Origin of the sequence: Micromonospora palomenae (assembly GCF_007829925.1) — a bacterium.
In the GTDB taxonomy this organism is placed as follows: domain Bacteria; phylum Actinomycetota; class Actinomycetes; order Mycobacteriales; family Micromonosporaceae; genus Micromonospora; species Micromonospora purpureochromogenes.
On sequence record NZ_VIXA01000001.1, the window covers coordinates 556,571 to 582,657 of the forward strand.

The window sequence follows — 26,087 nt, forward strand, 5'->3', positions numbered from 1 at the left end:
ATTGGCCATCGCAGTATTTAAACTGTCGGATAGTAGATGTAACGTCTACGCAGCGTGAGGCGCTGCGGCTCCGGTTGCCGGCGCGTCCGCCCCCGGACCCGGCTCCACGCCGGCACCGCCGGCCGGGCCTCCCGGGCCTCCTGGCCGCAGCCCGCCCACCAGCAGCGGGGCCACCGTCAGCACCAGGCAGGCCGCGGACATCACCCACAGCGCCGGGATCAGCCCGAGCGCCGCCGCCGTCCAACCGCCCAGCAGCGCGCCGACGGGCAGCCCCAGGAAGGCCAGCGAGCCGGCGATGCCGATCACCCGGGTCTGCAACGCCTCCGGGACCCGCTCGTAGAGCGCCGCGCCCAGCAGCGGGTTCACCGTCGCGATCGCCATCCCGGACAGGAACGTCACGGTGAGCACCACCACCAGCTCGTCGCTGAGCGCGAGCGCCAGCAGCCGGGGCGTACCGCTGGCCGCCGCGCCCACCGCGAAGGTCAGCTGCCGGGGCAGCCGCGGCCCGGCGGCGGTGAAGAGCACGTTGCCCAGCAGCGCGCCGCCGGCGAAGACCCCCAGCACCAGGCCGAAGCCGGCCGGGTCGCCGAACACCTCGGCCACCCAGAGCGGGATGTAGACCGCCACGCTGGCGTTGGCGAACATGTTCAGCGCGGAGACGACCACCAGCATGGTCAGCAGCATCCGGTCGGTGCGCAGGTAGCGGAAGCCGCCGCGCAGCGCCCGCAGGTAGCTCTCCCGGGGCGCCGGTTCCGCCGGTGCCGGCGGGTGCACGAGGACGCCGATCAGCAGCGCGCAGACCGCGAAGGTGGCCGCGTCGATCCAGATCGCCCGGGTCACCCCGACCCAGGCGATCAGCAGCCCGCCGAGCACCGCGCCGAAGAGCGTCACCCCGCGCACCAGCCCGTCGTAGGCGGAGGTGAGCCGGATCAGCGGCACCCCGGCGCGCTGCGCGGCCGGACGGAACATCACGTGCTTGACCCGGTCGCCGATGCCGCGCAGCCCGCCGGCGACCGCGACCAGCGCGACCAGCGCGCCGAATCCCAGCCAGGGCGCCAGCGCCACCACGGCCATCGCCACCGCGCTCGCGGCGTCGGCCACGATCGAGGTACGGCGCACCCCGAACCGGTCGGCCCAGGGCGTGGCCAGCGCGCTGGAGAGCATGTACGGCAAGGTCTCCGCCGCCGCGACGAGGCCCATCTTGGTGGGGCTGCCGGTGGTCTCCAGCACCAGCCAGGGGATCGCCACCACCGAGATCCGGCTGCCCAGGTTGGAGATCAGGTCGGCGGCGACCAGGACGGTCAGCTCCCGCCGCGGTGTCACGCCGGGCTGCCGATCCCCGCTCCGGTGGCCTCCGGCGCCGGTGGGTGCGCGGCGGCGTGCCGCGCCCGCAGGGCCAGCTTGTCCACCTTGGCCGAGCGGTTGAGCGGGAGCGCGTCGAGGAACTCCACCCCGCCGGGCGCCCAGGTCTCGCTCAGCTCGGCGGTCACCAGCGCGATCAGCTCGTCACCGGTCACCGTGGCCCGCGGCGCGCGCACCACGTACGCGTGGGGCAGCTCGCCGGCGACCGGGTCGGGGACGCCGATCACCGCGGCGGCGCGTACCTCGGGGTGGCTGGCGAGGACGTCCTCGATCGGACGGGAGTAGATCGGCCAGCTGCGCTGCCGGGTGAGGATCCGGTCCTGCAACCGGTCGACCAGGTAGAGGTAGCCCTCGTCGTCGAGGTGGCCGATGTCGCGGGTCCGGACCCAGCCGTCGACCAGCGTCTCGGCGGTCAGCTCCGGCTGGCCGTGGTAGCCGGCGAAGCTGAGGTTGGTGCGTACCCACACCTCGCCGTCGGCGCCCGGGGGGAGCACCCGCCCGTCGGCGTCGCGGATCTCGATCGCCACGTCCCCGTACGGCTTCCCGCAGGAGCGCAGCCGCTCCGGGTGGGCCGGGTCCTCGGCCAGGCCGGGCAGCGCGGTGATCACGACGGCCTCGCTCAGGCCGTACACGATGCGCAGGACCGGGCCGAAGCGCGCGATCGCCTGCCGCAGCCGGGCCGGCGCGGCGGGCCCGGCGCCCACGTTGAACATGAACATCGCGGAGAAGTCGGCGCCGTCCAGGGCCGGGTGGTCGAGCACCTGGTAGAGCATCGGCGGGGTGACGAAGGTGGAGTTGATTCCCTCCTGCTCCACGGTGCCGATGAACGCCACCGGGTCCCACTGCTGACGCAGGAAGAGCACGCCGCCGGTGAAGAGGTTGAACAGCGTGGTGATCTGCCCGCTGGCCAGCCACATCGGTGAGTGCGACAGGTGCCGCAGCAGCGGGAACCCGGCGGCCCGGAAGTCGGCGGCCAGGGCGAGGATCTGCCGGTAGAAGCTCTCCCGGTGGTGCACCAGCTTGGGTGTGCCGGTGGTGCCGCTGGTCTGCAGGAACGACTCCGGCGCGGGCGGGGCGTCGGGCAGCTCGATCGGGGCGCCGGGGGTGAGCTCCGCGCCGAGGCGCAGCACCGGCACCCCGGGCAGCGAGGCGGCGATCTCCGCGCCCAGGCCGTCGGTGGTCCGGGCATCGTGCACGAAGACGTCGGGACGGGCCAGCCGGACGAACTCGTCGATCTCCCGGCGCGAGGTGACCGGGGCGATCCACATCGTCCGGCAGCCCAGCAGGTGCAGCGCGAGCTGGAGCAGCGGCCCCTCGACGGCGTTGCCGAGCATCACCAGCACCGCCGCGCCGGGCCGTACGCCGTGCGCGGCGAGCGCGCCGGCCAGCCCGCGCACCTCGTCGGCGACCTCGGTGTAGCTGAGCCGCCGGCCGTCGCCGACCAGCGCCTCCCGGTCGCCGAAACCGGCGAACAACTCCAACGCCTGGTGCACGTAGCTGGTCGGTCGATCGGTCATCGCACAGCCCCCAGTCGATGCGTGGCGGCCGGCGCGACCTGCCCGGTGGGACGCGTCGCGGCGACCGGCAGACAATGGCATCCGGGCAGGTCAGAGCCCGGGACGCGACGGGGTGCGCGGCATGGCGACCGCACCGCCGCCGGCTTCGAGCCTAGGGGCGGGACGTCCTGACCGGACAGAGCCGAACGTTGTCCGGCGGCACCCGCCGGACATTTGATCAGGTCGATCGGGTTGATTGACGCCCGTCAGCGCCAGCGGCTAGGTTTCTGGACCATCGTCCGGGCGGTGCCGATCATGGACGCCGATTCCGGGCTGCCAACGATGGAGGTTCCATGTCGACCCCGAAGAGATGGCACGTCATAGCTTCCGCGGCCACCCTGCTGGTGGTGGCCACCCCGGCGGTGGTGGCCAGCGCCGGCCCGTCCGACACCGACACCGCCCGGCACGGGCGGGCCGAGTGGGCGGGTAGCTGGGCCGCGGCGGTCACCCGCGGCAACACCGTCGGCCTGACCAACACCGGTCTCAACAACCAGAGCATCCGGATGATCGTGCACACCAGCGTCGGCGGCGACCGGCTGCGCGTGCGACTGACCAACCTCTACGGCGACCAGGCCGTCAAGGTCGGCCACGCGACCGTCGCCCGGCCGAACACCGGCACCCCCGACGACCGGTCCGACATCGACGCGGCCACCCTGCGCGAGCTGACCTTCGGCGGAGCCACCTCGGCCACCATCAACAAGGGCGCCGAGCTGCTCAGCGACCCGCTCGACTTCGCCGTGCGGGAGCAGGAGGACCTCGTGGTCACCCTGCACTTCCCGGTGCTCACCGGGCCGGTCACCTTCCACGGCCAGTCCAAGGTCACCAACTTCATCGGGGCCACCGACCTGACCACCGCGGCCGACGGCGCCGGCTTCACCATCCGGCCGAACTGCTGCTGGATGTTCCTCTCCGGGCTGGACGTCGAGCGCCGGCACACCCCGGGCTCGATCGTCGTCCTCGGCGACTCGATCGGCGACGGCAACGGCAGCACGGTCAACGCCAACAGGCGCTGGCCCGACCTGCTCGCGGACCGGCTCGTCGACGCCCGGCCCGAGGTGCGCACCCCCGGCGTGCTCAACCTCAGCCTCGCCGGCAACCGGCTCAACCACGAGGGCCCGGAGCCGGGCGCCGGTGGCTTCCCCGGCTACAACGAGCTGGGCCCGAACGCCCTGGCCCGGCTCAACGAGGACGTCTTCCCGCAGACCGGGGTGAAGACCGTCGTCACCCACCTGGGCATCAACGACATCTGGATGTCCGGCGACTCCGCGGAGCAGATCGTCGCCGCGCTGCGCCAGGTCAACCAGCAGGTCAAGGCGCGCGGCCTGCGCAGCCTGGCGGCCACCCTCACCCCGTACGAGGGGCACGGCAACCCGGGGGTGTGGACGCCCGAGAAGGACGCCACCCGGCAGGCGGTCAACAGTTGGCTGCGCGGCGCGGGCGCCCACGAGTTCGACGGGGTGCTCGACTTCGACGCGGTGCTCCGCGACCCGGCGCAGCCGGGCCGGCTGCTGCCCGCGTACGACTCCGGTGACCACATCCACCCGAACGACGCCGGCAACCAGGCGATGGCGGACGCCGTACCACTACGACTGCTCGGACTGTGACACCGGTGGGGCGGCGGGGTGACCCGCCGCCCCACCGTCCATTCCTGGGGAGGAAGCACCACCGTGGACGTCGACGAGATCCTGACCGGCCTCTACAGCGAGCCGGGTCGGCAGAACCCCTATCCGTGGTACGCGGCCCTGCACGGGCACGGACCGATCAGCACGGTGCCGACCCGTGCCGAACACAGCACGATCACCGCGGTCGCCGTCGGGTACGACCTGGTCGGCCAGGTGCTGCGCGACCCGGAGTGGTACAAGCAGGCCCCGCCCGGCTGGCAGGAGCAGGAGATCCTGCGCACCTTCAACTCTTCGATGATGTTCGTCAACCCGCCGGACCACACCCGGATGCGCTCGGTCTTCGCGAAGACGTTCACCCCGCGCCGGCTGGGCGCCCTCGAACCGGTGATCGTCCGGGTCGTCGACACGCTGCTGGACCGGATGGCGGAGGCGGGCGCCGACGGCGCCGAGACCGACTTCGTGGCCGACTTCGCGTACCCGGCGCCGGCGCTGGTGATGGCCGAGTTCATCGGCCTGCCCGAGTCCGACCTCGACTGGTACCGGCAACGGGTCGACTGGATCGACGAGTTCCTGGACGTGGCCGGGAAGACCCCGCAGCGCCTCACCCAGGCCAACCAGGCGGCCGAGGAGCTGCGCGCCTACTACCGGGACCTGATCGCGCACCGCCGCGCGCGGCCCGGCGAGGACCTGATCAGCGGGCTGGTCGAGGCGGTGGACGCCGGCGACGTGGCGCTGACCGAGGAGGAGCTGATCGGCAACCTGATCGTGCTCTTCAACGCCAGCTTCGTGACCACCGTCTACATGTTCAGCAACGGCCTGCCGCTGCTGCTCGCGCACCCCGACGTTGTCGCGGCGCTGCCCGGCGACGACGCGCTCGCTCGGGGCTGCGTGGACGAGGTGCTGCGGCTGGAGAGCCCGGTGCACTTCCTGGCCCGGGCCGCGCCCCGCGACACCGAACTCGGCGGCGTACCGGTCCGGCGGGACGAGAACGTCCTGCTGATGATCGCCGGCGCCAACCGCGACCCGGCCCGCTTCCCCGAGCCCGACCGGTTCGACCCGCGCCGGGACGGGCCGCCCTCGCTCGCCTTCGGCGTCGGCCCGCACTTCTGCCTCGGCGCCGCGGTGTCCCGGCTGGAGGGGCGGCTCGCTCTGCCCCGGCTGCTGGCCCGCTTCCCGCGGCTGACGGTCACCCGGCCACCGACCTACAGCGGGAGCCTCTTCCTGCGTGGCATCGACAAGCTCTTCGTCTCGACCGGCGGATAGGAGACGGCATGCCCCTCGACCCCCAGGTGGTGGCGTACCGGGCCGCGCGCGCCGCGGCCGGCACGCCGCCGCTCTACACCCAGACCCTCGCCGAGGCCCGCGCCGCCGACCTCGCCGCGATCCGCGCCGGCGGCGGCGACGTCGAGCCGGTCCACGAGGTACGCGACACCCACGTTCCCGGCCCGGCCGGCGACCTTCCGGTACGGGTGTACCGGCCGGCCGGCGCCGGCCCGCTGCCCACCCTGCTGTACTTCTTCGGCGGCGGCTGGACGCTGGGCAGCGTGGACACCGCCGACGGCATCTGCCGCCGGCTGGCCAACGCCTCCGGAGGACAGGTCGTCACGGTCGGCTACCGGCTCGCCCCCGAGCATCCGTTCCCCGCCGCGGTGCACGACTGCCACGCCGCCACCGCCTGGATCGCCGCGCACGCCGAGGAGTTCGGGGCGGACCGGGAACGCCTCGTCGTCGGCGGCGACAGCGCCGGCGGCAACCTGGCGGCGGCGGTGACCCTGCTGGCCCGCGCCACCGGCCCCCGGCTCGCCGGGCAGCTGCTGGTCTATCCGAACACCGACCAGCGGGCCGACCGCGCCCCGGCCGGCGACGAGGACCCGCTGCTGTTCAACCGGCACTCCGTCGACTGGTACCGGCGGCACTACCTGCCCGACCCGGCCGACGCGGCGGACCCGCTCGCCTCCCCGCTGCTCGCCGCCGACCTCGCCGGCCTCCCACCGGCCCTGGTCGTCACCGCCGAGTACGACCCGCTGCGCGAGGAGGGGGAGCGGTACGCCGCGCGGCTGCGCGAGGCGGGCGTGCCGGTCACGCTCAGCCGGTATCCCGGGATGATCCACGGGTTCTTCGCGATGCCCGGCGTCTTCGACGCCGGCCGGCGGGCGCAGGACGAGGCCGCCGCGTTCCTGCGGGACCGCTTCGCGCTGGCCAGTACGGGATCGCCAACCGACGACGCGCGGCCGGCCGGCGAGCCTGCCAGCGGCGGGAAGCCGGCCCGTGACCTCGCCGCCGGTGCCGTGCGCGGAACGGGTGGGCCGGCCGATGGCTGACCCGGTGCGCTCCGACCTGCCGGCGCCCCGGCCCGCCCCGACGGGCCCCACCGACAACCGGCCGCCGGTCTGCCTGGGGGACTTCGCCGAGCTGGCCCGGGCGGCGGTGCCGCCGGGGGTCTGGGACTACGTCGACGGCGGCAGCGGCGCCGAGACCACCCTCGCCGCCAACCGGGCCGCCCTCGACCGGGTCGCCGTGCTGCCCCGGGTGCTCACCGGGGTGGACGACCCCCGCACCGCAGCGACGCTGCTGGGCCGGGAGCAGGCGATGCCGGTGGCGGTCGCGCCGATGGCGTACCAGCGGCTGCTGCACCCCGACGGTGAGTCGGCGCTGGCGGCGGCCGCCGGCGCGGCCGGGGTGCCCTACGCGCTCAGCACGCTGAGCAGCACCACCATCGAGGAGGTGACCGCCGCCGGCGACGGGCCGGTCTGGTTCCAGCTCTACTGGCTACGCGACCGGGGGCTGGTCGCCGACCTGCTGGACCGGGCCCACACCGCCGGCTGCGCCGCGCTGATGGTGACCGTCGACGTGCCGGTGCTCGGCCGGCGGCGGCGCGACGTGCGCAACGGCTTCGCGCTGCCGCCGGACGTCACCGCGGCGAACCTGCCCGGCGGCCGGGACGACCTCGCCCACACCGGCACGCCCGGGGTGTCGGCGATCGCCGCGCACACCGGCGCGGTCTTCGCCCCCGCCTTGACCTGGGGCGACCTCGACTGGCTGCGGGACCGTACCCCGCTGCCCCTGCTGGTCAAGGGCATCCTCGACCCGCGCGACGCGGTGCGGGCGGTGCAGGTCGGCGCGGACGCCGTGGTGGTCTCCAACCACGGCGGCCGCCAGCTCGACGGCGCTCCCGCCACCGCCACCGTGCTGCCCGAGGTGGTCGCCGCCGTCGCCGGCCGCGCCGAGGTGCTGCTGGACAGCGGCATCCGCAGCGGCACCGACGTGCTGCGCGCGCTCGCCCTCGGCGCGACCGGCGTGCTGCTGGGCCGGCCGATGCTCTGGGCCCTGGCGGCCGGCGGGCGGGCCGGCGCGGAGACGGCGCTGGCGCTGCTCGCCACCGAACTGCGCGACGCGCTCACCCTCGCCGGCTGCGCCGACCCGGCGGCGGCCCGCGACCTGCGTACCCTGAGCGGAGGTTGAGCCGTGGACGAACCAGTGGACCTGGACCTCGCCTCGTTGCACCCGGCGGTCGACGACCCGGCGTTGACCTCGATGAACTTCCTCAACGAGGTGGCCCAGCACTGGCCGGACGCGGTGTCGCTGGCGGCCGGCCGCCCGTGCGAGGAGTTCTTCGACGACGACGCTCCGCGCCGCTGGCTGGACCGGTTCCGCCGGCACCTCGTCGAGGAGCTCGGGCAGGGCCCCGAGCAGGCGCGGCGCACCTTGTTCCAGTACGGCCGGACCAAGGGCGTCGTCCATCAGCTCGTCGCCCGCAACCTCGCCGTCGACGAGGGCGTCCACGTCGACCCCGAGGCGGTCGTCGTCACGGTGGGCTGCCAGGAGGCGATGTTCCTGGTGCTGCGCGCGCTGCGCGCCGACCCCCGGGACGTGCTGCTCGCGGTGGCCCCGACGTACGTCGGGCTGACCGGCGCGGCCCGCCTGCTGGACCTGCCGGTGCGGCCGGTGGCCGGCGGCCCGACCGGGGTGGACCTGGCCGACCTGCGCGACCAGGTGCGCCGGGCCCGCGCCGAGGGCCTGCGGCCCCGGGCCTGCTACGTGATGCCGGACTTCGCCAACCCCTCCGGCGCCAGCGTCAGCCTGGAGGATCGGCGGCGCCTGCTCGACCTGGCCGCCGAGGAGGAGCTGCTGCTGATCGAGGACAACCCGTACGGCCTCTTCCCGGCCGGCGAGCAGGGCCGGCTTCCCACCCTCAAGGCGCTGGACACCCGGCGTCGGGTGGTCTACCTCGGCTCGTTCGCCAAGACGGTGCTGCCCGGCGCGCGGGTCGGGTACGTGGTCGCCGACCAGCGGGTCGCCGGCCGCGACGGCGCCGTCGGGCTCCTCGCCGACCAGCTCGCCAAGATCAAGAGCATGGTCACCGTGAACACCTCGCCGCTGGCCCAGGCGATCGTCGGCGGGGCGCTGCTGGAACACGACTGCTCGCTGGTCACCGCCAACGTGCGGCAACGGGCGGCGTACGGCCGCAACCTGCGCCACCTGCTCGCCGGCCTGGCCCGACGGTTCCCGGCCCCCTCGCCGGTGCGCTGGAACGCGCCGGCCGGCGGGTTCTTCGCGGTGGTCACCGTGCCGTTCCCGGTCGACGACGCGCTGCTGCGCCGCTCGGCGGAGCGCTACGGCGTGCTGTGGACCCCGATGGCGCACTTCTACGACGACGGCGCGCCGGTCAACGCGCTGCGCCTGTCGGTCAGCGCGGTCACCCCGGACCAGATCGACCTCGGCCTGGACCGGCTCGCCGCGCTGGTCGCCGACGAGTTGACGACCAGCGGCTCGCCCAGCGCGCTGGTCAGTCGCGATGCGGTCCGCTGAGCTCGCCGGAGCCACGGGGGATCAGCCGGCTCGCCACCAGGTGGGTCGTCGGCCGCCACTGTTCCCCGTCGAGCCGCCGGAAGATCAGTGACGCGGCGACCCGACCCATCTCGGACGGGTCCTGCGCGACGACCGTGGCGGCCGGCTGAAGGAGGTCGGCGAGGGGGAAGTCGTCGAAGCCGACCAGGGCGACCTCGTGCTGCCGGCCGAGCTGCTGCAGCGCCCGGATGGCCCCGACGGTGACCAGGTTCCGCGCGGTGAAGAGCGCGGTGGGCGGCGAGCCGGCGGACAGCAGCCGATGCACGGCCTCCTCCGAGGCCTGCTCGGTGTGCAGGTCGTGCACGATGGTCGCGGGCGACGGTCGGATGCCGTGGTCGCTGAGCGCCTCCTTGTAGCCCTGGAACCGTTGGCGCGCCGTCGGGATGCTCCGCAGGTCGCCCAGGTAGGCGATGTCGCGGTGTCCGTGTCGGATCAGGTGGTGCACCGCCGCCGCCGCGCCCTCGTGGTTGTCGGTGAGGACGGCGTCCACCGGCAGACCGACCGGCGGCCGGTCGACGAACACCACCGGGGTGCCGGTGTCGACCTCGCCGGCGAGGTACCGCTGGTCGTCACTGGCCGGGACGACGACCAGGGCGTCGGCCTGCCGCCGGGTGAAGGCCCGGACGAGTTCGCGTTCCCGCTCCGGGTCCTCGTCTACACTGCCCGCGAAGATGAGAACCCCCCGGTCCCGGGCCGCGTCCTCCAGTGCCCGATGCAGGGCGGCCGAGAACGGGTTGGCCAGATCCTCCAGCACGGCGGCGATCGCCGCGCTGCGGCCGCTGGACCGGCGGAGGCTGCTCGCGGTGAAGTTGGGCCGGTAGTCCAGTTGCGCGATCGCCCGCTGCACCGCCGCGGTCTTGGGTGCGGACACGCCGGCCTCGCCGTTGACGACCCGGGAGACCGTCTTCGGGCTGACCCCGGCGAGCATGGCGACGTCCCGCAGCGTCGGTCGGGCCTTGCCGGTGCTCGTCGTTGCGGAGGCGGCAACGTGCATGGGCGCTCCTACCGGGGCGGGTGCGGCGGTGCGGGCGGGGCCACGACGTCCGCCGTGGCCCCGACCGAACATGATCGAGCCCAGGTTATCCCCACACCGACCGCAGCGGCCGGACGGTCAGCGACCGTACGAGCACCTCGCCGCCCTCGGCGAAGAGGCGGGTCCGATCGCTGGTGGGCGACGGGAAGACCTGGTCGGTGATGGTGGTCTCGCCCGCCCCGCCGAACACCTCCACCGAGGAGCGGTCCACGTACACCGTCATCCGCACTCGGTTCCCGTCCACCGCCAGCGGGCCGGAGTGCACGCCGGGGAAGAGCGGACCGACGTCCACCAGGCCGGAGTGCGTCCGGTCGACGAAGAGGCGGCGGGCACCGACGTCGTACCCGATCAGGGTGCGTTCCTGGTCACCGGCGCGGACCTGGAGGCCGAAGCGGTCCGCGTCGCGGAGCTCGAACTCCGCCTGGATCTCCAGCACGCTGCCGTCCGCCGCCGCAGGCAGGTCGAGCACCCCGGGCGGTACGGTGGCGTCGCGCAGCGTGAACGCCGCACCGCCACCCCGCAGGGCGGTCGATCGCCCGGCCGGCTGCTGGACGAGGCGTACCTCGCCGTCGATGGTCTTCAGCCCGAACTCCCTGGGCAGGGCCATCGCGCCGCGCCAGGGTGAGGTGGGGATGCTGCCGGCGTACTGCCAGTTGTTCATCCAGCCGATCACGATGCGCCGGCCACCGGGGACGTTGTCGTACGAGACGGCCGCGTAGAAGTCCTTGCCGTAGTCGACCCAGTCGTAGCGTTCCAGCTCGCCGGGCGCCGGCCGGTCGGCGAACATGACATGGTCGACGAGGATGTGTCCCCAGCCGCCGGAGTTGAAGTCGTTGATCTCCAGGTGGGCCGGCCGGCCGGCCAGGTCGCGTACGTCCCAGCTCACCCAGTCCAGGCGCTCGCTGTCCCTGCCGGTGGCGGTCCGGACCACCTCGCCGTCCACGACGAGGTTGACCGCGGTCTCCACCGACCGGGGCAGCACCGGCTCGTCGGTGGCGACGAGGTGATCGACCAGCAGGTGCCCCCAGCCCCCGGTGTGCTGGTCGACGATCCGCAACCGGGCGCTGCGGCCCCGGAACTCGGTCACGTCCCAGCTACGCCAGTTCATGAAGCCGGAGAAGTTCCCGGTGCCGGTGCGCACCACCTGGCCGTCGACCAGCAACTCGACCACGGTACGGCCCGCGCCGGCGTCCAGGTGACCACCGGCGCCGACGAGCAGGCCCAGGTGGTTGCGGTCGATGGTGAACTCGGGTGACGTCAGCGTGCCGGTCGTGGAGTCGGCCTCGTAGAAGGTGGTGAGCAGCTTCTCGCCGACGTGGCCCCGCTCCGAGCGGGCCGGACCCACCACCGGCGCGCGGCCGCGCAGCCCGCCGGTCGCGGTCCAGCCCGCCTGCTCGTACGTCTGCCCGTCGGGCAGTTCGAAGTCGAGCACCGGCGCGGCGCCGACGGGCACGGCGTCGGTGGTGGTGCCGGCCAGGTGCGGGTGGGCGCCGCCGCCGACGAGCAGGTTCAGGTAGTCCTGGTCGATGCTGAAGTCGGGGGAGACCATCCGGCCCCGGGGCGCGTCGAAGCCGAGGAAGCTGTTGACGAGGGCCCGGCCCTGGAAGCCGCTGACCTGCTGCTGGCCGGGCACCGTACCGGGATACGGTCCGGTCCCGAACGGGCCGGGCCCCGACGCCGGATCGTTCTGGACCGTCCATCCCGCGTAGTCGCCGTCGAAGTCGGCGAAGAGCTTTCCGGCCGGCGGCGCCGGCTCGCCCTCCACCACGGTCTCCGCGGTGAACGTGGTGCCGTCCCAGTCGCCGAGGAAGTACTGCGCCCCCGAGCCGCCGGCCACCGCGCCGGGGTTGAGGTTGACCACCAGGACCCACTTGCGGCGCTGCGGGTCGCCGTCGACCGGCAGCTCGAACAGGTCCGGCACCTCCCACACGCCGCCGACCGCGTTGGCCGGGCCGAAGTCGCTCAGGTGACGCCACGAGCGGAGGTCGGACGAGCCGTAGAAACTGACCTTGTGCTCGGTGGCGAGCACGACCGCCATGGTCCACTGCCCGGATCTGGTGTCCCAGAAGACCTTCGGGTCGCGGAACTCGCGGGAACCGAGGTCGAGCACGGGATTGCCGGCGTACTTCGTCCACGTGCGACCGCGGTCGGTGCTGTAGGCCAGCGACTGGGCCTGGATGCCGGTGGCCGGGTACCAGCTGGTGTAGACGGCGACCATCGCCGGGGCGCCCGGGGCGCCGAAGCCGGACGTGTTGCGCTCGTCCACCACGACCGAGCCCGAGAAGATGTGCTCGTCCGCCGAGTACGGAATGGCGACCGGCAGCTCCTCCCAGTGCTGCAGGTCTCGGCTGACCGCGTGGCCCCAGGACATGTTCCCCCACTGCGCGCCCTCGGGGTTGTACTGGTAGAAGAGGTGCCACTCGCCCTCGTACCACACCAGCCCGTTGGGGTCGTTCATCCAGTTGCGCTCGGGGCTGAAATGGACCTGCGGTCGGTACGGCTCGTCCCTGGTCGCGGTCGACGCCCCGGCGGCGCCCGGCACCAGCGCCACGAGAGTCGCGGCGGCCACGGCCAGCCATCGGCGAATCCTCATCCCGTCCTCCGTCCGTCCAGAGCGTCCGGCACCCGCTGCCGGTGCCGGACCGCCCGTGGCCGAAATCGTGTGGCTGACTGACATCGATGTCAAGAGTTACGCCCGAGTTACGCCTCGGTTAGGAAAAACCGTGCATCCACCTATTGACATCCCTGTGGTGCTCACTCGAAACTGCGCTGACATCGTTGTCATCAGCCCTCCGGTTCCGCCGGGCGTCATCGAGGAGAACACATGATCCAGCGCATCGTCCGCCGCCGCGCGGCCCTGCTGGTCGCCGCCGCGGCAGCCACCAGCCTGGTCGTCACCGGGTGCGGCGACAGCTCGGGCGACGGCGGTTCGGGCAGCAAGACCGTCGCCGTCTCGCTGATCACCAAGAACTCCACCAACCCGTTCTTTGTCACCATGCAGCAGGGCGCGAAGAAGGCCGCCGACGCGGAGGGCGTGAAGCTGACCCTGGCCGCCGGCAAGGAGGACGGCGACGAGGCCAGCCAGGTGCAGGCCATCGAGGACGCGATCGCCCGGGGTGACGCGGGCATCCTCATCACCCCGAACGGCCCCGGCGTGAACCCGGCCATCAAGAAGGCCCGCGACGCCGGGCTCTACGTCATCGCGCTCGACACCCCGCCCGACCCGGCGGACACCGTGGACATCACGTTCGCCACCGACAACTTCAAGGCCGGTGAGCTGATCGGCAAGTGGACGGCAACCCAGCTCGCCGGCAAGCCCGCGACCATCGCCCTGCTGGACCTCTTCAACGACAAGGTCGTCTCGGTCGACTACGACCGCGATCAGGGCTTCCTGACGGGGATGGGCATCGCCACCGCCGACCGGAAGAAGAACGGCGACGAGGCGAAGACGGGCAGCTACTCGGGCGGCACCTACACGATCGCCTGCAACGAGCCGACCAACGGCGCCGAGGACGGCGGTCGCACCGCGATGGAGAACTGCCTGACCAGGAACCCGGGCATCAACGTGGTCTACACCATCAACGAGCCGGCCGCTGTCGGTGCCCACAAGGCCCTCCAGGCGGCGGGCAGGACCCAGGGCGTGCTGGTCGTCTCCGTCGACGGTGGCTGCGACGGCGTCCGCCAGGTCAAGGACGGGATCATCGGCGCCACCTCCCAGCAGTACCCGCTGAAGATGGCCGAGCTCGGCGTGCAGGCGATCAAGAAGATCGCGAACGACGGGGAGAAGCCGAAGACCTCCGCGGGCCTCGACTTCTTCGACACCGGCGTCACCCTGGTCACCGACAAGGCGGCCACCGGCGTCGAAAGCATCACCAGCACCGACGGCGCGCAGCGCTGCTGGGGCTGAGCCACCACCGCCACGGCCGAGGAGCCCGGGGAAACGCCACCCCGGGCCTTCGGCCGGGCGGCCCGTCCGCCACCGTCGACAACGGCAGGGAGCCCGCCGTGACCACCACGACACCACCGACCACCGCCGCGCAGCAGTTCGCCCTGCGCCGGCAGTCGCCACTGCAACGCGTCCAGCACCTGCTGCACGCGCATCCCGCGATCAGCCCGTTCCTCGTGCTGGTCATCTCGTTCGTCGTCTTCTCGACCCTCAACCCGCGGTTCGCCTCGCCGAACTCGCTGTCGCTCGTCCTGCAGCAGGTCGCGGTCATCGGCGCGCTCGCCGTCGGGCAGACACTGGTCATCCTGACCGCCGGCATCGACCTGTCGGTCGGCGCCATCACGATCCTGGCCATGATGCTCGCGGCCAAGCTGGCCGAGGGTCAGGGGCTGCCCGGCCTCCTCGCCGTCGTCCTCGCCGTCGCGGTCGGCGCCGGCGCGGGAGCGCTCAACGGGACGCTGGTGACGCGGTTGAAGCTGCCGCCCTTCATCGTCACGCTCGGCACGCTCAGCGTCTTCACCGCCATCGGGCTGCTCTACTCCGGCGGCCAGAGCGTCCAGGCCACCGACCTGCCGGCGCTGCTGAGCTGGACCGGCGAGTCCTTCCCGGTGGGGCGATTCCGGATCACCGCCGGTGTCGTCGCGGTCGTCGTCCTCTACCTCGCGGTCGGCTTCGCCCTGGCGAAGACCGCCTGGGGCCGGCACGTCTACGCCGTCGGCGACGACAAGGAGGCCGCCCGGCTCGCCGGCATCCGGGTCGACCGGGTCCTGCTCAGCGTCTACGTCGTCGCCGGCGCCATCTACGGCATCACCGCCTGGATCCTGATCGGACGTGCCGGTGCGGCCAGTCCGAACGCCATCACCGACGCCAACCTGGAGAGCATCACGGCCGTGGTCATCGGCGGCACCAGCCTCTTCGGCGGCCGGGGTGCGGTGCTCGGCACCCTGCTCGGCGCGCTGATCGTCGGGTTCTTCCGCAGCGGCCTCTCCCTCGCCGGGGTCGACGACCAGTACCGGGTACTGGCGGTCGGCCTGCTGGTGATCCTCGCCGTGGCCGTGGACCAGTGGATCAGGAAGGTGAGGTCATGACCGCCACCACCACGCACACCCCGACCGACCGGTCGGGTCCGCCGGACAGCGCGCAGCGGTCCCCGGTGCTCTCGGCCCGGGGCCTGGTCAAGACGTTCGGCAAGGTCGTCGGGCTCGACGGGGTGGACCTCGACCTGTACCCCGGTGAGGTGCTCGCCGTCATCGGCGACAACGGCGCGGGCAAGTCCACGCTGATCAAGTGCCTGACCGGAGCGTTGACCCCCGACTCCGGGGAGCTCTTCCTCGAGGGCAGGCCGGCGCAGTTCAAGCGCCCGCAGGACGCGCGCGAGGCCGGTATCGAGACCGTCTACCAGACGTTGGCCGTGGCGCCGGCGCTGGACATCGCGAGCAACCTCTTCCTGGGCCGGGAGAAGCGCCGACGCGGGGTGCTGGGGTCGGTGTTCCGGATGCTCGACCAGAAGGGCATGCGGCGGGAGGCCAGCCAGGCCCTCACCGACCTCGGGATCGGCACGCTGCAGAACGTGACGCAGGCGGTGGAGACCCTCTCGGGTGGCCAGCGGCAGGCGGTCTCGGTGGCCCGGGCCGCAGCCTTCGGCAGCAAGGTGATCGTGCTGGACGAGCCGACCGCGGCGCTCGGTGTGAAGGAGTCCAACCAGGTGCTCAGGATGATCGAGGAGGTCCGCTCGCGGGGCCTGCCGGTGATCCTGATCAGCCACAACATGCCGCACGTGTTCGAGGTCGCCGACCGCATCCACATCCAGCGGCTGGGCCGCTGCGCCGGCGTGGTGACCCCACGGTCGCACACGATGCCCGAGGCGGTGGCGATCATGACCGGTGCGACCACCCTCGAGGAGACACCGGGCCGGGCGGCGGGCTGAGTCGGTGGCAGCGGTGGACGGGGCGCCAGGATGCCCCGGCAGGAGAGGAACGACGTGATCACGGTAGTCGGCGAGGCCCTGGTGGACCTGATCGAGCATGGGCCGGGGGAGACGGTGGCCCGTCCCGGGGGCAGCCCCGCGAACGTCGCCGTCGCGCTCGCCCGGCTCGGTCAGCCCACCAGCCTGCTGACCCAGCTCGGCGACGACGCGTACGGGCGGACGCTGCGCGCTCATCTGAGCGGCAGCGGCGTACGGCTGGATCCGGCCTCGGTGGTCGACCTGCCGGGCACCAGCGTGGCCCGGACCCGGGTGGGCCCGGACGGACAGGCGGCCTACGACTTCGACATCGCGTGGTGGTCCTTCCCCGACGGCGCGCTCACCGCGCGTCCGGGCCCGGCCGACGTCTGCCTGCACACCGGCTCCCTCGCCACCGTGCTGCGCCCGGGCGCCGACGACGTGCTGGCGCTGGTGCGGGCCCGGCGGGACACCGCGACGATCAGCTACGACCCGAACTGCCGGCCGTCGCTGATGGGCGACCCAGTGGCGGCCCGGCAGCGGGTCGAGGATCTGGTGGCGGCGAGCGACATCGTCAAGGTGAGCCTGGAGGACCTGGCCTGGCTCTACCCGGGCCGCCGGTACGAGCGGGCGGGACACGACTGGCTGGCGGCGGGGGCGTCCCTCGTGGTGGTGACCCAGGGAGACGGTGGGGCGTGGGCGGTCACCCGTCGATGTGCCGTACGGGTGGCCGCGCTGCCGGTGACCGTGGTGGACACCGTTGGGGCGGGTGACGCGTTCACGGCCGGGCTGCTGGCGGCGCTGGACGACCGGGAGCTGCTCGGCGCGGTGCGGCGGGCGGCCCTGCGCGCCGTCGGGCCGGACGCCCTCACCGCCGTGCTCCGCCAAGCCGCTCGCGTCGCCGCGTGGACCTGCGGCCGACGGGGCGCCGATCCACCCACCCGTGCCGACCTGACGGCCGACTCCTCCGCGGTGGCGGGATCCCCGGTGGCCGGCTGACGCCGGCGGCGCAAGGGGGCGGTCGCGGTTCCGGTGGCCGGCCCGTAGCGACCATAATGGACGCCATGGTCGCTTGGGAGTATGCCCTGCTGGTCCGCCGCTACCAGGGGCAGGGACGCAATTTCCACGTCTCGTTCGTCTGGTACGGCCCGGACGGGTCGCGTACCGACATCACGGCGTACGGCGACACCGCGATCGCGCACCTCAACCGCGCCGGCCGGGAGGGCTGGGAGCTGGTCTCCGCCGGCGAGGACGTGAACAACGTGCAGGGCAGCACCGAGGTGCACCGCTACCACCTGAAGCGTCCGATCCCCTGATCCCGCGCGGTTGCTAGCGTGACCTTCCGGCGCGGGAGGGTCCGTCGGCGGGGACGGGAGGGCGAGGGTGAGGCAGCGGTACGCCGTCGGCGTGGACTTCGGCACGCTGTCCGGCCGTGCGGTGGTGGTCGCCGTCGACGACGGCGCCGAGCTGGGCAGCGCGGTGCACCCGTACCGGCACGGGGTGCTCACCGAACGGCTGCCCGAGGGCGTCCCGCTGCCGCCGGACTGGGCGCTCCAGGATCCGGAGGACCACCTCGACGTGCTGCGGATCGCGGTGCCCGCCGCGCTGGCCGCAGCCGGGGTCGACCCGCGTGACGTGGTCGGTATCGGCGTGGACGCCACCTCCTGCACGGTGCTGCCGACGCTCGCCGACGGCACCCCGCTCTGCACGCTGCCCGGGCTGCGGGACCGGCCGCACGCCTGGCCCAAGCTGTGGAAGCACCACGCCGCCCAGTCCCAGGCCGACCGGATCAACGCCGTCGCCCGGGAACGCGGCGAGACCTGGCTGGGCCGCTACGGCGGCCGGGTCTCGGCCGAGTGGCAGCTGGCCAAGGCGCTGGAGCTGCTGGAGGCCGACCCGGAGGTCTTCGACGCGGCGGAACGCTGGATCGAGGCCGCCGACTGGATCGTGTGGCGGCTCTGCGGGCGGGAAACCCGCAACGTCTCCGCCGCCGGCTTCAAGGGGCTGCGCCAGGACGGCCGCGGGCCGTCCCCGGAGTTCCTCGCCGCGCTGCACCCGGCGCTGCCCGGGCTGCTGGCCAAGGTCGACGGGCCGCTGGCCGCGCTGGGCGCCCGGGCGGGGACGCTCACCGCCGAGGCGGCCGGCTGGACCGGCCTGCCGGAGGGAACGCCGGTGGCGGTCGGCGCCATCGACGCGCACGTCACCGCGGCGGCCGCCCGCTGCGTCGCGCCCGGGCGGATGCTCGCGGTGCTGGGCACCTCCACCTGCCTGATCATGAACGCGGACGACTGCCACGAGGTGCCCGGCGTGTGCGGGGTGGTCGACGGCGGGGTGAGCGCCGGCAGTTGGGGGTACGAGGCCGGGCAGAGCGGGGTGGGCGACATCTTCGCCTGGTACGTCGACCGGGCGCTGCCCGCGTCGTACGCCGAACAGGCGCGACGGCGGGGCGTCAGCCCGTACGAGCTGCTGGACTCGCTCGCCGCCGAACAGCCGGTCGGCGGGCACGGGCTGCTCGCGCTGGACTGGCACAGCGGCAACCGCTCGGTGCTGATGGACCACGAGCTGAGCGGGGTGCTGGTCGGGCTGACCCTGGCCACCCGGCCGGAGGAGATCTGGCGGGCGCTGCTGGAGGCGACCGCCTTCGGGGCGCGGACCGTGGTCGAGGCGTTCACCGTCGCCGGGGTGCCGGTGCGCGAGCTGACCGCCGCCGGTGGCCTCACCGCCAACCGGCTGCTGCTGCGGATCTACGCCGACGTGCTCGGCCGGCCGCTGCACGTGCTGGACGCGGCACAACCGGCGGCGCTGGGCGCGGCCATCCACGCGGCGGTGGCCGGCGGGGCGTACCCGGACGTGCTGACCGCGTCGGAGGCGATGGGTGCGCCGCACCGCGAGACGTTTCACCCGGACCCGGCCCGCGCCGCCGCCTACGACGAGCTGTACGCCGAGTACCGGGCCCTGCACGACCACTTCGGCCGGGGCGGCACCGACGTCCTGCACCGCCTCCGCGCCCTCCGCAACCGCGCCCACCCCACCCCCTGACCCGGCCAGGCCCGCACTCCGCCGGGCGACCTCGGTGATCAAGAGGTTTGCGTCGGGGAGAGCGCATTCCCGTGACCGAAACTTCTTGATCACCGGGGACAGGGGAGGGAACGGCGACGCCCCGCCCAGCTGGGGCCGGGCGGGGCGTCGGGGGTGCGGGTGGGGTCAGGCCAGGTCGACGGCGGGGTAGAGGGGGAAGCCGGTCAGCAGCTCGGTGGCCTGCTTGCTGATCTTGTCGGCCAGCGCCGGGTCGAGGACGTACTTGGCCTTCGACGGGGTGCCGTCCGCGTTGGCGCCGGCCTTGGTCTGGCTGAGCACGGTGTGGATCAGCTCGGCGGTGGCGTCCATCTCGGCGACGCCGAGGCCCCGGGTGGTCAGCGCCGGGGTGCCGATCCGGATGCCCGAGGTGTACCAGGCGCCGTTCGGGTCCTGCGGGACCGCGTTGCGGTTGGTGACGATGCCCGAGTCCAGCAGCGCCTGCTCGGCCTGCCGGCCGGTCAGGCCGTAACCGGAGACGTCGAGCAGCACCAGGTGGTTGTCGGTGCCGCCGGTGACCAGCTTCGTACCCCGGCGCAGCAGACCCTCGGCGAGCGCCTGGGCGTTGTCGACGATGCGTTGGGCGTAGTCGGCGAAGTCGGGGCGGCGGGCCTCGGCCAGGGCGACGGCCTTGGCCCCCATCACGTGCGGCAGCGGACCGCCGAGCACCATCGGGCAGCCCCGGTCCACCTGGTCGGCCAGCTCCGGTCCGCAGAGCACCATGCCGCCGCGCGGGCCGCGCAGCGACTTGTGGGTGGTGGTGGTGACGATGTGCGCGTGCGGCACCGGGTCGAAGTCGGCGGTGAAGACCTTGCCCGCGACCAGGCCGGCGAAGTGCGCCATGTCGACCATGAAGGTGGCGCCGACCGAGTCGGCGATCTCCCGCATGATCCGGAAGTTCACCTTCCGCGGGTACGCCGAGTAGCCGGCGACCAGGATCAGCGGCTTGAACTCCCGGGCCGCCTCGGCCACCCGGTCGTAGTCGATCAGGCCGGTGGCCGGGTCGGTGCCGTAGCTGCGCTGGTCGAACATCTTGCCGGAGATGTTCGGCCGAAAACCGTGAGTGAGGTGGCCGCCGGCGTCCAGCGACATGCCGAGCATTCGCTGGTTGCCCAGCTCCCGCCGCAGCGCGAACCAGTCCGCCTCGGTGAGGTCGTTGACCTGGCGTACCTGGGCCTTCTTCAACGCCGGGGACTCCACCCGGTCGGCCAGGATCGCCCAGAACGCCACCAGGTTGGCGTCGATGCCGGAGTGCGGCTGCACGTACGCGTGCGCGGCGCCGAACAGCTCCCGGGCGTGCTCGGCGGCGAGCGCCTCGACGGTGTCCACGTTCTGGCAGCCGGCGTAGAAGCGGCGGCCGACGGTGCCCTCGGCGTACTTGTCGCTGAACCAGTTGCCCATGGCCAGCAGGGTGGCCGGGGAGGCGTAGTTCTCGCTGGCGATGAGCTTGAGCGACTCGCGCTGGTCGGCCAGCTCGGCGCCGATGGCGTCGGCCACCCGGGGCTCGACGGCGCGGATCACCTCGAGCGCGCTGCGGAATGCGGTGGATTCGGCGTTCAGCGACATGCGACCTCCTACAGACGTGCGGAAGGCCCAGGCGCTCGGCGTGCGTCCTCATGACGGGACCGCTTCCCGATGGTGCTCCATCCCCACGCGCCAGTCACGGCCCGCGCCGATCCTACCGGGTCGCCGTGGCGGGGCCCGCCCGACCTCGCCGGACGGAGGTGGTTGGGCGGGAGGCGGCGGCCGGGCCGGGCTCGGCGGACTGACGCGCCGCCGCCGCGCGGCCCCACGCCCGCGGCACGGTCTGCGTACGATCGGCGGATGCCATCCGAGGACGCCGGCGGCAGCCTGGTCGCCATCAGCGACCTGCACGTCGGGTACGCGGAGAACCGGGCGCTGGTCGAGGCGTTGCGCCCGTCCTCGCCCCGCGACTGGCTGATCGTCGCCGGGGACGTGGGCGACACTGCCGCCGACGTCGAGTGGGCGCTGGCCCTGCTGGCCGAGCGGTTCGACACGGTGGTGTGGGCGCCCGGCAACCACGAGCTGTGGACCCCGCAGGGCGACCCGGTCACCCTGCGGGGCGTGGCCCGCTATGAGCACCTGGTGCGACGGTGCCGGGAGTTGGGCGTGCTCACCCCGGAGGATCCGTACCCGGTGTGGCGGGGGCCGGGCGGGCCGGTGCTGGTGGCGCCGCTGTTCCTGCTCTACGACTACAGCTGGCGGCCGGAGGGCTTCGACACCCGCGAGGCGGCACTGGCCGAGGCGTACCGGACGGGAATCGTCTGCACCGACGAGTTCCTGCTGCACCCCGACCCGTACCCGAGCCGCCACGAGTGGTCCGCGGCCCGGGTCGCCGAGACCGCCCGCCGCCTCGCCGAGCGGGATCCGGCCCTGCCGACCGTGCTGGTCAACCACTGGCCGCTGGTGCGGGAACCGACCCGGGTGCTGCGCTACCCGATCTTCGCCCAGTGGTGCGGCACCGAGGCCACCGCCGACTGGCACCGCCGCTTCGACGCCGCCGCCGTGGTCTACGGGCACCTGCACATCCCCCGGACCACCTGGCACGACGGGGTCCGCTTCGAGGAGGTCTCGGTGGGCTATCCCCGCGAGTGGCGGCGTCGGGGCGTACCCCCGGGGCGGGTGCGGCAGATCCTGCCGGCGCCGGACGGGGTGCCGCCGACCGCCTGGTGACGCGCGCCGGGGCCCGGCCGTCGGCCGGGCCCCGTGCGGGGGTAGCGCTCAGGCCGTGACCGCGTCGACGGCCTTCTTGATCGCCTTGGGGGCGGTGGGGGTACGCGGCGCGTCCTTGCGCATCGCGATCATCCGCTCACCGATCTCCTGGAGCTGGTTGCGGCCGAGGGCCTCGCGCACCTTCGGGAACCACTCCTGCTCCTCCTCCTCGACGTGGTGCTCGACGTTCTCGATCAGCACCGTGGTCTTGGCGACGAAGCGCTCGTCGGAGGCGTCCATCGCGGCCAGCTCCGCGCAGAGCAGGTCGGCCACGTGGTGCTCCTCGTACGACTCGAGGATGTCGTCCTCCAGATCGGGCAGGAGCTTGCGGACCTCCGGGTACATCACCTCGTTCTCCAGGTAGGTGTGCACCGTCAGGGCTTCGAGGATCTGGTTCACCAGCTGCTGGCGCTTGCTGGCCGGGCCCTCCTCGGCCTTCTGGAACTCCTTGAAGAGGCGGCGCATCTCCTTGTGGTCGTCTTTGAGCAGGACGATGGCATCGGTGGACACCGGCAGACCTCCTTGTTTCGACTGACGTCTGCCCCGGTACCCCGAGGGTGAGCTGCGAAAACGGATGGGGCCCGGCGTGTTCCGCCGGGCCCCACCACTGGTCGTGCCGTGCTGCTACTTCACCGCGTTGTACGCGTTGACCATGCCGGCGCCGTAGAAGCCGTTGCGCTCACCGCCGGAGCAGGTCGCGTCGTAGGCGTGCGGGCCGGCCGGGATCAGCGGAACCGGGTTGTAGACGCCGTCCGGGCAGGACTGCGCCACCGACGTGGTCTCCAGCAACGCCGCCAGCTGGCCCGGGCTCATGCCCGGGTGCGCCGACGCCGCCAGCGCCGCCACGCCGGTGGCGTGCGGGCCGGACATCGAGGTGCCCTGCTTGTAGCCGTAACCGTTGGTCTTCGTCGCCGTGTTGAAGGTGGTCGACAGAATTCCGTCGGTGAGCGTGGAGCGGACACCCTGCGTGCGGAAGCGGGTGTCGCCACCCGGCGCCGTCACGTCGATGACCCCCTGGCCGTACGAGGAGTAGTAGCTCTTCTGCCCGGTCGGGCCGACCGCCGAGACGGTCACCACGCCCGGCGCCTCGGCCGGCAGGTCGAGGCAGGCGTTGGTGAGGTTCTCGCGCTCCTCCGGCGTCCCGTTGTTCGGGCTGCCGAAGTCGTCGAGCTTGTGCGCGAGGTCGTAGTTCGAGTTACCCGCGGACGCCACGTTCAGCACGCCCTTGTTCGCCGAGTAACGGATGGCCCGCTGGACCGCCTGCCACACCGGACGCTGGCGTGCGTCGTTGCGGCAGTTCAGCTCCCACGGGTCGATGTAGTAGCTGTTGTTGGTCAGCTGGAACCCGTGCTCGGCCGCCCAGATGAACCCGCAGACCGCGGCCTCCGGGAAGATGTAGCCGTCGTCGTTGACCACCTTCACCGCGGCGAGCTTGACGCCCGGCGCGATGCCCGCCACGCCGACGCCGTTGACGGCGGCGGCGATGGTGCCGGCCACGTGGGTGCCGTGGTCGGAGGTGGTCGGGTTCCAGGCCGCCTCGGCCGTGTCCACCGTGCCGCCGAGGCAGGACGTGCTCTTGTCCTTGGCGATCTGGGTGGCCAGGTCGGGGTGGCTGCTGGAGATGCCGCTGTCCAGCACGCCCACCACCACGCCGGAGTTGCCGGCGTTGACGGCGTGGGCCTGCGGGAGGTCGATCATCGGCATGTCCCACTGCTGACCGTAGAGGGGCTCCTTGGTCGGGTCGGCGGTGATGTTCGCCGCCTCCGCCGCGGAGACCTCGACGGTCTCGCTCTCTTCGAGCGCGGTGCCCAGGCCGGCGGTGGACGCGACCGACTCGACGCCCGCACCCGCCACGTCGGTGACGAAGTCGGGGTTGGTCGAGCGGACGACGAGCACGCCGATCTGGTCGTACTTGGCCACCACGGTGCCCTTGGCCGCGGCCACCCGGGCCGCCGCCTTCCCGGTGGTGGCGCCCTGCGGGGCCAGGACCAGGAACGTGGTGTCCGGGCCGGCGGCCGTCGCCGGGGCCAGCCCGCCGGTGACGGCGAGGCCGACACCGAGGGTCACGGCGGACGCGGCAGCCAGTGTCTTGCGACGAAGGTTCTTCACACAGACTCCCAGGGGCTGTTTCCAGCCGGGTTGCGCTCCCTGGTGGGGAGCGGCCGGCGGGAGGAGGGCAGGGTGCCCGCCTCCGGTGACTACAGCGTCCTCGGGTTCTGTGGCGTTACACACATCTGTGCGGCCGGTCGGCCACCGTCACACGGTGGCCAGGGTGTGCGGGATCTCGTCCAGCAACTCGCGGGCGAGGAAGCCGATCCGCCCGAACCGGGGGACCAGCCGCTGGCCGCTGACCGCGTGCGCCCAGGCGGCCCAGCAGGCGCCCTGCGCCGGCGTCGCACCCCGGGACAGCAGCCCGGCCAGCAGCCCGGAGCGGACGTCGCCGCTGCCCGAGGTGCCCAGGCCCGCGTCGCCGCTCTCCTCCCGCCAGCACTCGCCGGCGGGGGTGGCGATGTGGCCGTAGAGCGAGACCACCGCGTCGTACCGGCGGGCGAGCTCGCGCGCCTCGGCGTCCAGGTCGTGGCCGGGCTCGCGGCCCAGCAGGTGCCGCGCCTCGGTCACGTTGGGGGTGAGCACCACCGGCCGGCCCGCGCCGACCAGCAGGTCCGGCTGGTGGCTGAGCGCGCCGAGCGCGTACGCGTCCAGCACCAGCGGCGTCTCCGGCGCGGCGGCGTCCAGGACCAGGCGCAGCAGCGCCCGGGTCTCGTCGATGTCGTTGAGGCCGGGACCGAGCGCCACCACGTCGGCCTGCCCGACCAGCTCGCCGAGCCGGTCGCCCGGATCGCCGGCGACCGCCCCGTCCCCGGTCTCGGGCAGGCCGATCACCAGCGCCTCCGGCACCTGGATGCTCAGCGCGGCGGCGGTCGACTCGGCGGCGGCGAGCTGGAGCACCCCGGCGCCGGCGCGCAGCGCGGCCACGCCGGCCAGCAGCACCGCGCCGGGGGTGAAGCGGGAACCCCCGACCACCAGCACGGTGCCCCGATGCTCCTTGCCGCCGGTCGGCACCGGTAGCGCCCAGTCGCGCAGCAGCGCCGGGGTGATCACCCGCGTCTCAGACCGGTTCGGCATGGACCTCGTCCTCCCTGGTCGGTCGGGCGCCCTGCCGGCGCAGGTGCGTCACGTCGTTGAAGGTGTCCAAAACGAGGCGGCCCTCGGGGTCGGCCGACCAGCCGGTCACCGAGCAGTTGGCGATCACGTGCTCCCGGGTGAGCGCCATCAGCTCCGCCTCGGTCAGCCCGTCCACCAGGTAGCGGAGCATGAAGACCAGCGCGTCGTGGCCGAACAGCAGCACCCGCTGTCCCTCGTGGTCGCGGCGCAGGTCGCCCAGGAGCGTCCGCAGCCGCAGCGCCAGGTCGGTCCAGGACTCGCCGCCCGGCGGGCGGTAGTAGAACTTGCCGAGCCGCCGGCGGCGGGTGGCCTCCTCGGGGAAGCGGCGCTGCACGCCGTGCCCGGTCAGGCCGTCGAGGATGCCCAGTTCCCGGTCGCGCAGCCGCTCGTCCCGGCTGGCCGGGATGCCCGTGCCGGCCAGCGCCAGCTCGGCCGTGCGCACCGCCCGCAGGTACGGCGAGACCACCGCCACGTCGGGCCGGCGTTCGGCCGGCAGGCCGGCGAGCCAGCGGGCGGTGGCCCGGGCCTGCTCCTCGCCGGTCTCCGACAGCGGCACGTCGGCGTCCCGGTGGGTCAGGTCGATCAGCTCGGCGCCGGACGTCTCCGCGGCCGTCGCCGCGACGTTCGCCGTGCTCTCGCCGTGCCGGACGATCCAGAGGGCTGCCAGTTCCGCCATGCGGCCACCCGTACCCGAGCGGGCCGCCCGGTAACCGTTCCGGCCGGCGGGCAGCTCCCGGCGGGCCTGCGGCGTGAACGGACCGAGGCCGGGTAAGCGCTGGCGCGTTCGGAAGCCGAGACAGGGGAG

General features: G+C 73.4%; 20 protein-coding genes, 1 pseudogene and 1 riboswitch. Of the genes and pseudogenes, 12 read left to right on the plus strand and 9 right to left on the minus strand.

All coding sequences use genetic code 11. The features are described 5' to 3' along the window. Positions 1-45: 45 nt before the first annotated feature. Together FHX75_RS02505 and FHX75_RS02510 are read right to left on the minus strand one after the other, a co-directional pair. Positions 46-1,323, minus strand: coding sequence for an MFS transporter (locus tag FHX75_RS02505; RefSeq protein ID WP_154936463.1), 1,278 nt, complete (start codon positions 1,321-1,323; stop codon positions 46-48). Beyond that, positions 1,320-2,879, minus strand: a complete 1,560-nt coding sequence (locus FHX75_RS02510; protein ID WP_154936464.1) for a class I adenylate-forming enzyme family protein — start codon at positions 2,877-2,879, stop codon at positions 1,320-1,322. The genes FHX75_RS02505 and FHX75_RS02510 overlap by 4 nt, the downstream gene beginning before the upstream one ends. 359 nt (positions 2,880-3,238) lie before the next feature. Here FHX75_RS02510 and FHX75_RS02515 point away from each other — a divergent pair, with 359 nt between their 5' ends. From FHX75_RS02515 to FHX75_RS02535, 5 genes and pseudogenes are all read left to right on the plus strand, one after another. Beyond that, positions 3,239-4,522 carry an SGNH/GDSL hydrolase family protein gene (locus tag FHX75_RS02515; RefSeq protein ID WP_211364396.1) on the plus strand — a complete coding sequence of 428 codons (1,284 nt, stop codon included), beginning with the start codon at positions 3,239-3,241 and terminating at the stop codon, positions 4,520-4,522. Between the two features lie 63 nt (positions 4,523-4,585). Next, positions 4,586-5,803, plus strand: coding sequence for a cytochrome P450 (locus FHX75_RS02520; RefSeq protein ID WP_154936466.1), 1,218 nt, complete (start codon positions 4,586-4,588; stop codon positions 5,801-5,803). A gap of 8 nt (positions 5,804-5,811) precedes the next feature. Then, positions 5,812-6,732 (plus strand): annotated as a pseudogene (locus tag FHX75_RS02525) (alpha/beta hydrolase); the annotation flags it as partial. 121 nt (positions 6,733-6,853) lie between these two features. Beyond that, positions 6,854-8,002 carry an alpha-hydroxy acid oxidase gene (locus FHX75_RS02530; RefSeq protein ID WP_154936468.1) on the plus strand — a complete coding sequence of 383 codons (1,149 nt, stop codon included), beginning with the start codon at positions 6,854-6,856 and terminating at the stop codon, positions 8,000-8,002. Positions 8,003-8,005: 3 nt separating this feature from the next. Continuing rightward, the gene (locus FHX75_RS02535; protein ID WP_246157552.1) at positions 8,006-9,349 is read left to right on the plus strand and encodes an aminotransferase-like domain-containing protein; all 1,344 of its coding nucleotides are present in this window, start codon (positions 8,006-8,008) and stop codon (positions 9,347-9,349) included. Here FHX75_RS02535 and FHX75_RS02540 read toward each other — a convergent pair. Together FHX75_RS02540 and FHX75_RS02545 are read right to left on the minus strand one after the other, a co-directional pair. Next, positions 9,327-10,382 (minus strand): LacI family DNA-binding transcriptional regulator, encoded by a 1,056-nt coding sequence (locus FHX75_RS02540; RefSeq protein WP_154936469.1) that lies wholly within the window; start codon positions 10,380-10,382, stop codon positions 9,327-9,329. The genes FHX75_RS02535 and FHX75_RS02540 overlap by 23 nt on opposite strands. Positions 10,383-10,467: 85 nt before the next feature. After that, positions 10,468-13,014: a glycoside hydrolase family 32 protein gene (locus tag FHX75_RS02545; RefSeq protein WP_154936470.1), complete on the minus strand. Its 2,547-nt coding sequence runs from the start codon at positions 13,012-13,014 to the stop codon at positions 10,468-10,470. 231 nt (positions 13,015-13,245) lie between these two features. On the opposite strand from FHX75_RS02545, the gene FHX75_RS02550 reads away from it, so the two are divergent. The 6 genes from FHX75_RS02550 (at position 13,246) to araB (ending at position 19,348) form a co-directional block, all read left to right on the plus strand. Further along, complete coding sequence (locus FHX75_RS02550; RefSeq protein WP_154936471.1) at positions 13,246-14,328, plus strand: substrate-binding domain-containing protein; 1,083 nt, start codon at positions 13,246-13,248, stop codon at positions 14,326-14,328. Positions 14,329-14,426: 98 nt separating this feature from the next. Further along, a complete protein-coding gene (locus FHX75_RS02555; RefSeq protein ID WP_154936472.1) occupies positions 14,427-15,455 on the plus strand; it encodes an ABC transporter permease in 1,029 nt (342 codons plus the stop codon). After that, positions 15,452-16,294 carry an ATP-binding cassette domain-containing protein gene (locus tag FHX75_RS02560; RefSeq protein ID WP_246157554.1) on the plus strand — a complete coding sequence of 281 codons (843 nt, stop codon included), beginning with the start codon at positions 15,452-15,454 and terminating at the stop codon, positions 16,292-16,294. Before FHX75_RS02555 ends, FHX75_RS02560 begins: the two co-directional genes overlap by 4 nt. Positions 16,295-16,348: 54 nt before the next feature. After that, positions 16,349-17,308 (plus strand): carbohydrate kinase family protein, encoded by a 960-nt coding sequence (locus FHX75_RS02565; RefSeq protein WP_246157557.1) that lies wholly within the window; start codon positions 16,349-16,351, stop codon positions 17,306-17,308. 56 nt (positions 17,309-17,364) lie between these two features. Beyond that, a complete protein-coding gene (locus tag FHX75_RS02570) occupies positions 17,365-17,625 on the plus strand; it encodes a hypothetical protein (RefSeq protein ID WP_154936474.1) in 261 nt (86 codons plus the stop codon). Positions 17,626-17,692: 67 nt separating this feature from the next. Then, complete coding sequence (gene araB, locus FHX75_RS02575; protein ID WP_154936475.1) at positions 17,693-19,348, plus strand: ribulokinase; 1,656 nt, start codon at positions 17,693-17,695, stop codon at positions 19,346-19,348. Positions 19,349-19,513: 165 nt separating this feature from the next. Here araB and FHX75_RS02580 read toward each other — a convergent pair whose 3' ends face one another. Beyond that, entirely contained in the window at positions 19,514-20,950 is a 1,437-nt protein-coding gene (locus tag FHX75_RS02580; RefSeq protein WP_154936476.1) for a glycine hydroxymethyltransferase, read from the minus strand. A gap of 18 nt (positions 20,951-20,968) precedes the next feature. Further along, positions 20,969-21,058, minus strand: a riboswitch (ZMP/ZTP riboswitch). A 150-nt stretch (positions 21,059-21,208) separates the two neighbouring features. On the opposite strand from FHX75_RS02580, the gene FHX75_RS02585 reads away from it, so the two are divergent. Then, positions 21,209-22,078: a metallophosphoesterase family protein gene (locus tag FHX75_RS02585; protein ID WP_154936477.1), complete on the plus strand. Its 870-nt coding sequence runs from the start codon at positions 21,209-21,211 to the stop codon at positions 22,076-22,078. A 48-nt stretch (positions 22,079-22,126) separates the two neighbouring features. Here the strand turns inward: FHX75_RS02585 and FHX75_RS02590 are convergent, their stop codons facing one another. From FHX75_RS02590 to FHX75_RS02605, 4 genes are all read right to left on the minus strand, one after another. After that, entirely contained in the window at positions 22,127-22,627 is a 501-nt protein-coding gene (locus tag FHX75_RS02590; RefSeq protein WP_154936478.1) for a hemerythrin domain-containing protein, read from the minus strand. 114 nt (positions 22,628-22,741) lie between these two features. Further along, complete coding sequence (locus tag FHX75_RS02595) at positions 22,742-24,226, minus strand: S8 family peptidase (RefSeq protein WP_154936479.1); 1,485 nt, start codon at positions 24,224-24,226, stop codon at positions 22,742-22,744. 147 nt (positions 24,227-24,373) lie between these two features. Beyond that, positions 24,374-25,243, minus strand: coding sequence for an NAD(P)H-hydrate dehydratase (locus FHX75_RS02600; RefSeq protein ID WP_154936480.1), 870 nt, complete (start codon positions 25,241-25,243; stop codon positions 24,374-24,376). Continuing rightward, a complete protein-coding gene (locus tag FHX75_RS02605) occupies positions 25,227-25,958 on the minus strand; it encodes a histidine phosphatase family protein (protein WP_154936481.1) in 732 nt (243 codons plus the stop codon). The genes FHX75_RS02600 and FHX75_RS02605 overlap by 17 nt, the downstream gene beginning before the upstream one ends. Positions 25,959-26,087 lie beyond the last annotated feature (129 nt).

What these genes read in the sequence shown, in the direction of transcription:
- FHX75_RS02550 (WP_154936471.1), top strand. Translation starts at nt 13,246, where the DNA reads ATGATCCAGCGCATCGTCCGCCGCCGCGCGGCCCTGCTGGTCGCCGCC.
- FHX75_RS02585 (WP_154936477.1), top strand. Translation starts at nt 21,209, where the DNA reads ATGCCATCCGAGGACGCCGGCGGCAGCCTGGTCGCCATCAGCGACCTG.
- FHX75_RS02570 (WP_154936474.1), top strand. Translation starts at nt 17,365, where the DNA reads ATGGACGCCATGGTCGCTTGGGAGTATGCCCTGCTGGTCCGCCGCTAC.
- FHX75_RS02605 (WP_154936481.1), bottom strand. Translation starts at nt 25,958, where the DNA reads ATGGCGGAACTGGCAGCCCTCTGGATCGTCCGGCACGGCGAGAGCACG.
- FHX75_RS02580 (WP_154936476.1), bottom strand. Translation starts at nt 20,950, where the DNA reads ATGTCGCTGAACGCCGAATCCACCGCATTCCGCAGCGCGCTCGAGGTG.
- FHX75_RS02540 (WP_154936469.1), bottom strand. Translation starts at nt 10,382, where the DNA reads ATGCACGTTGCCGCCTCCGCAACGACGAGCACCGGCAAGGCCCGACCG.
- FHX75_RS02545 (WP_154936470.1), bottom strand. Translation starts at nt 13,014, where the DNA reads ATGAGGATTCGCCGATGGCTGGCCGTGGCCGCCGCGACTCTCGTGGCG.
- FHX75_RS02530 (WP_154936468.1), top strand. Translation starts at nt 6,854, where the DNA reads ATGGCTGACCCGGTGCGCTCCGACCTGCCGGCGCCCCGGCCCGCCCCG.
- FHX75_RS02600 (WP_154936480.1), bottom strand. Translation starts at nt 25,243, where the DNA reads ATGCCGAACCGGTCTGAGACGCGGGTGATCACCCCGGCGCTGCTGCGC.
- FHX75_RS02510 (WP_154936464.1), bottom strand. Translation starts at nt 2,879, where the DNA reads ATGACCGATCGACCGACCAGCTACGTGCACCAGGCGTTGGAGTTGTTC.
- FHX75_RS02560 (WP_246157554.1), top strand. Translation starts at nt 15,452, where the DNA reads ATGACCGCCACCACCACGCACACCCCGACCGACCGGTCGGGTCCGCCG.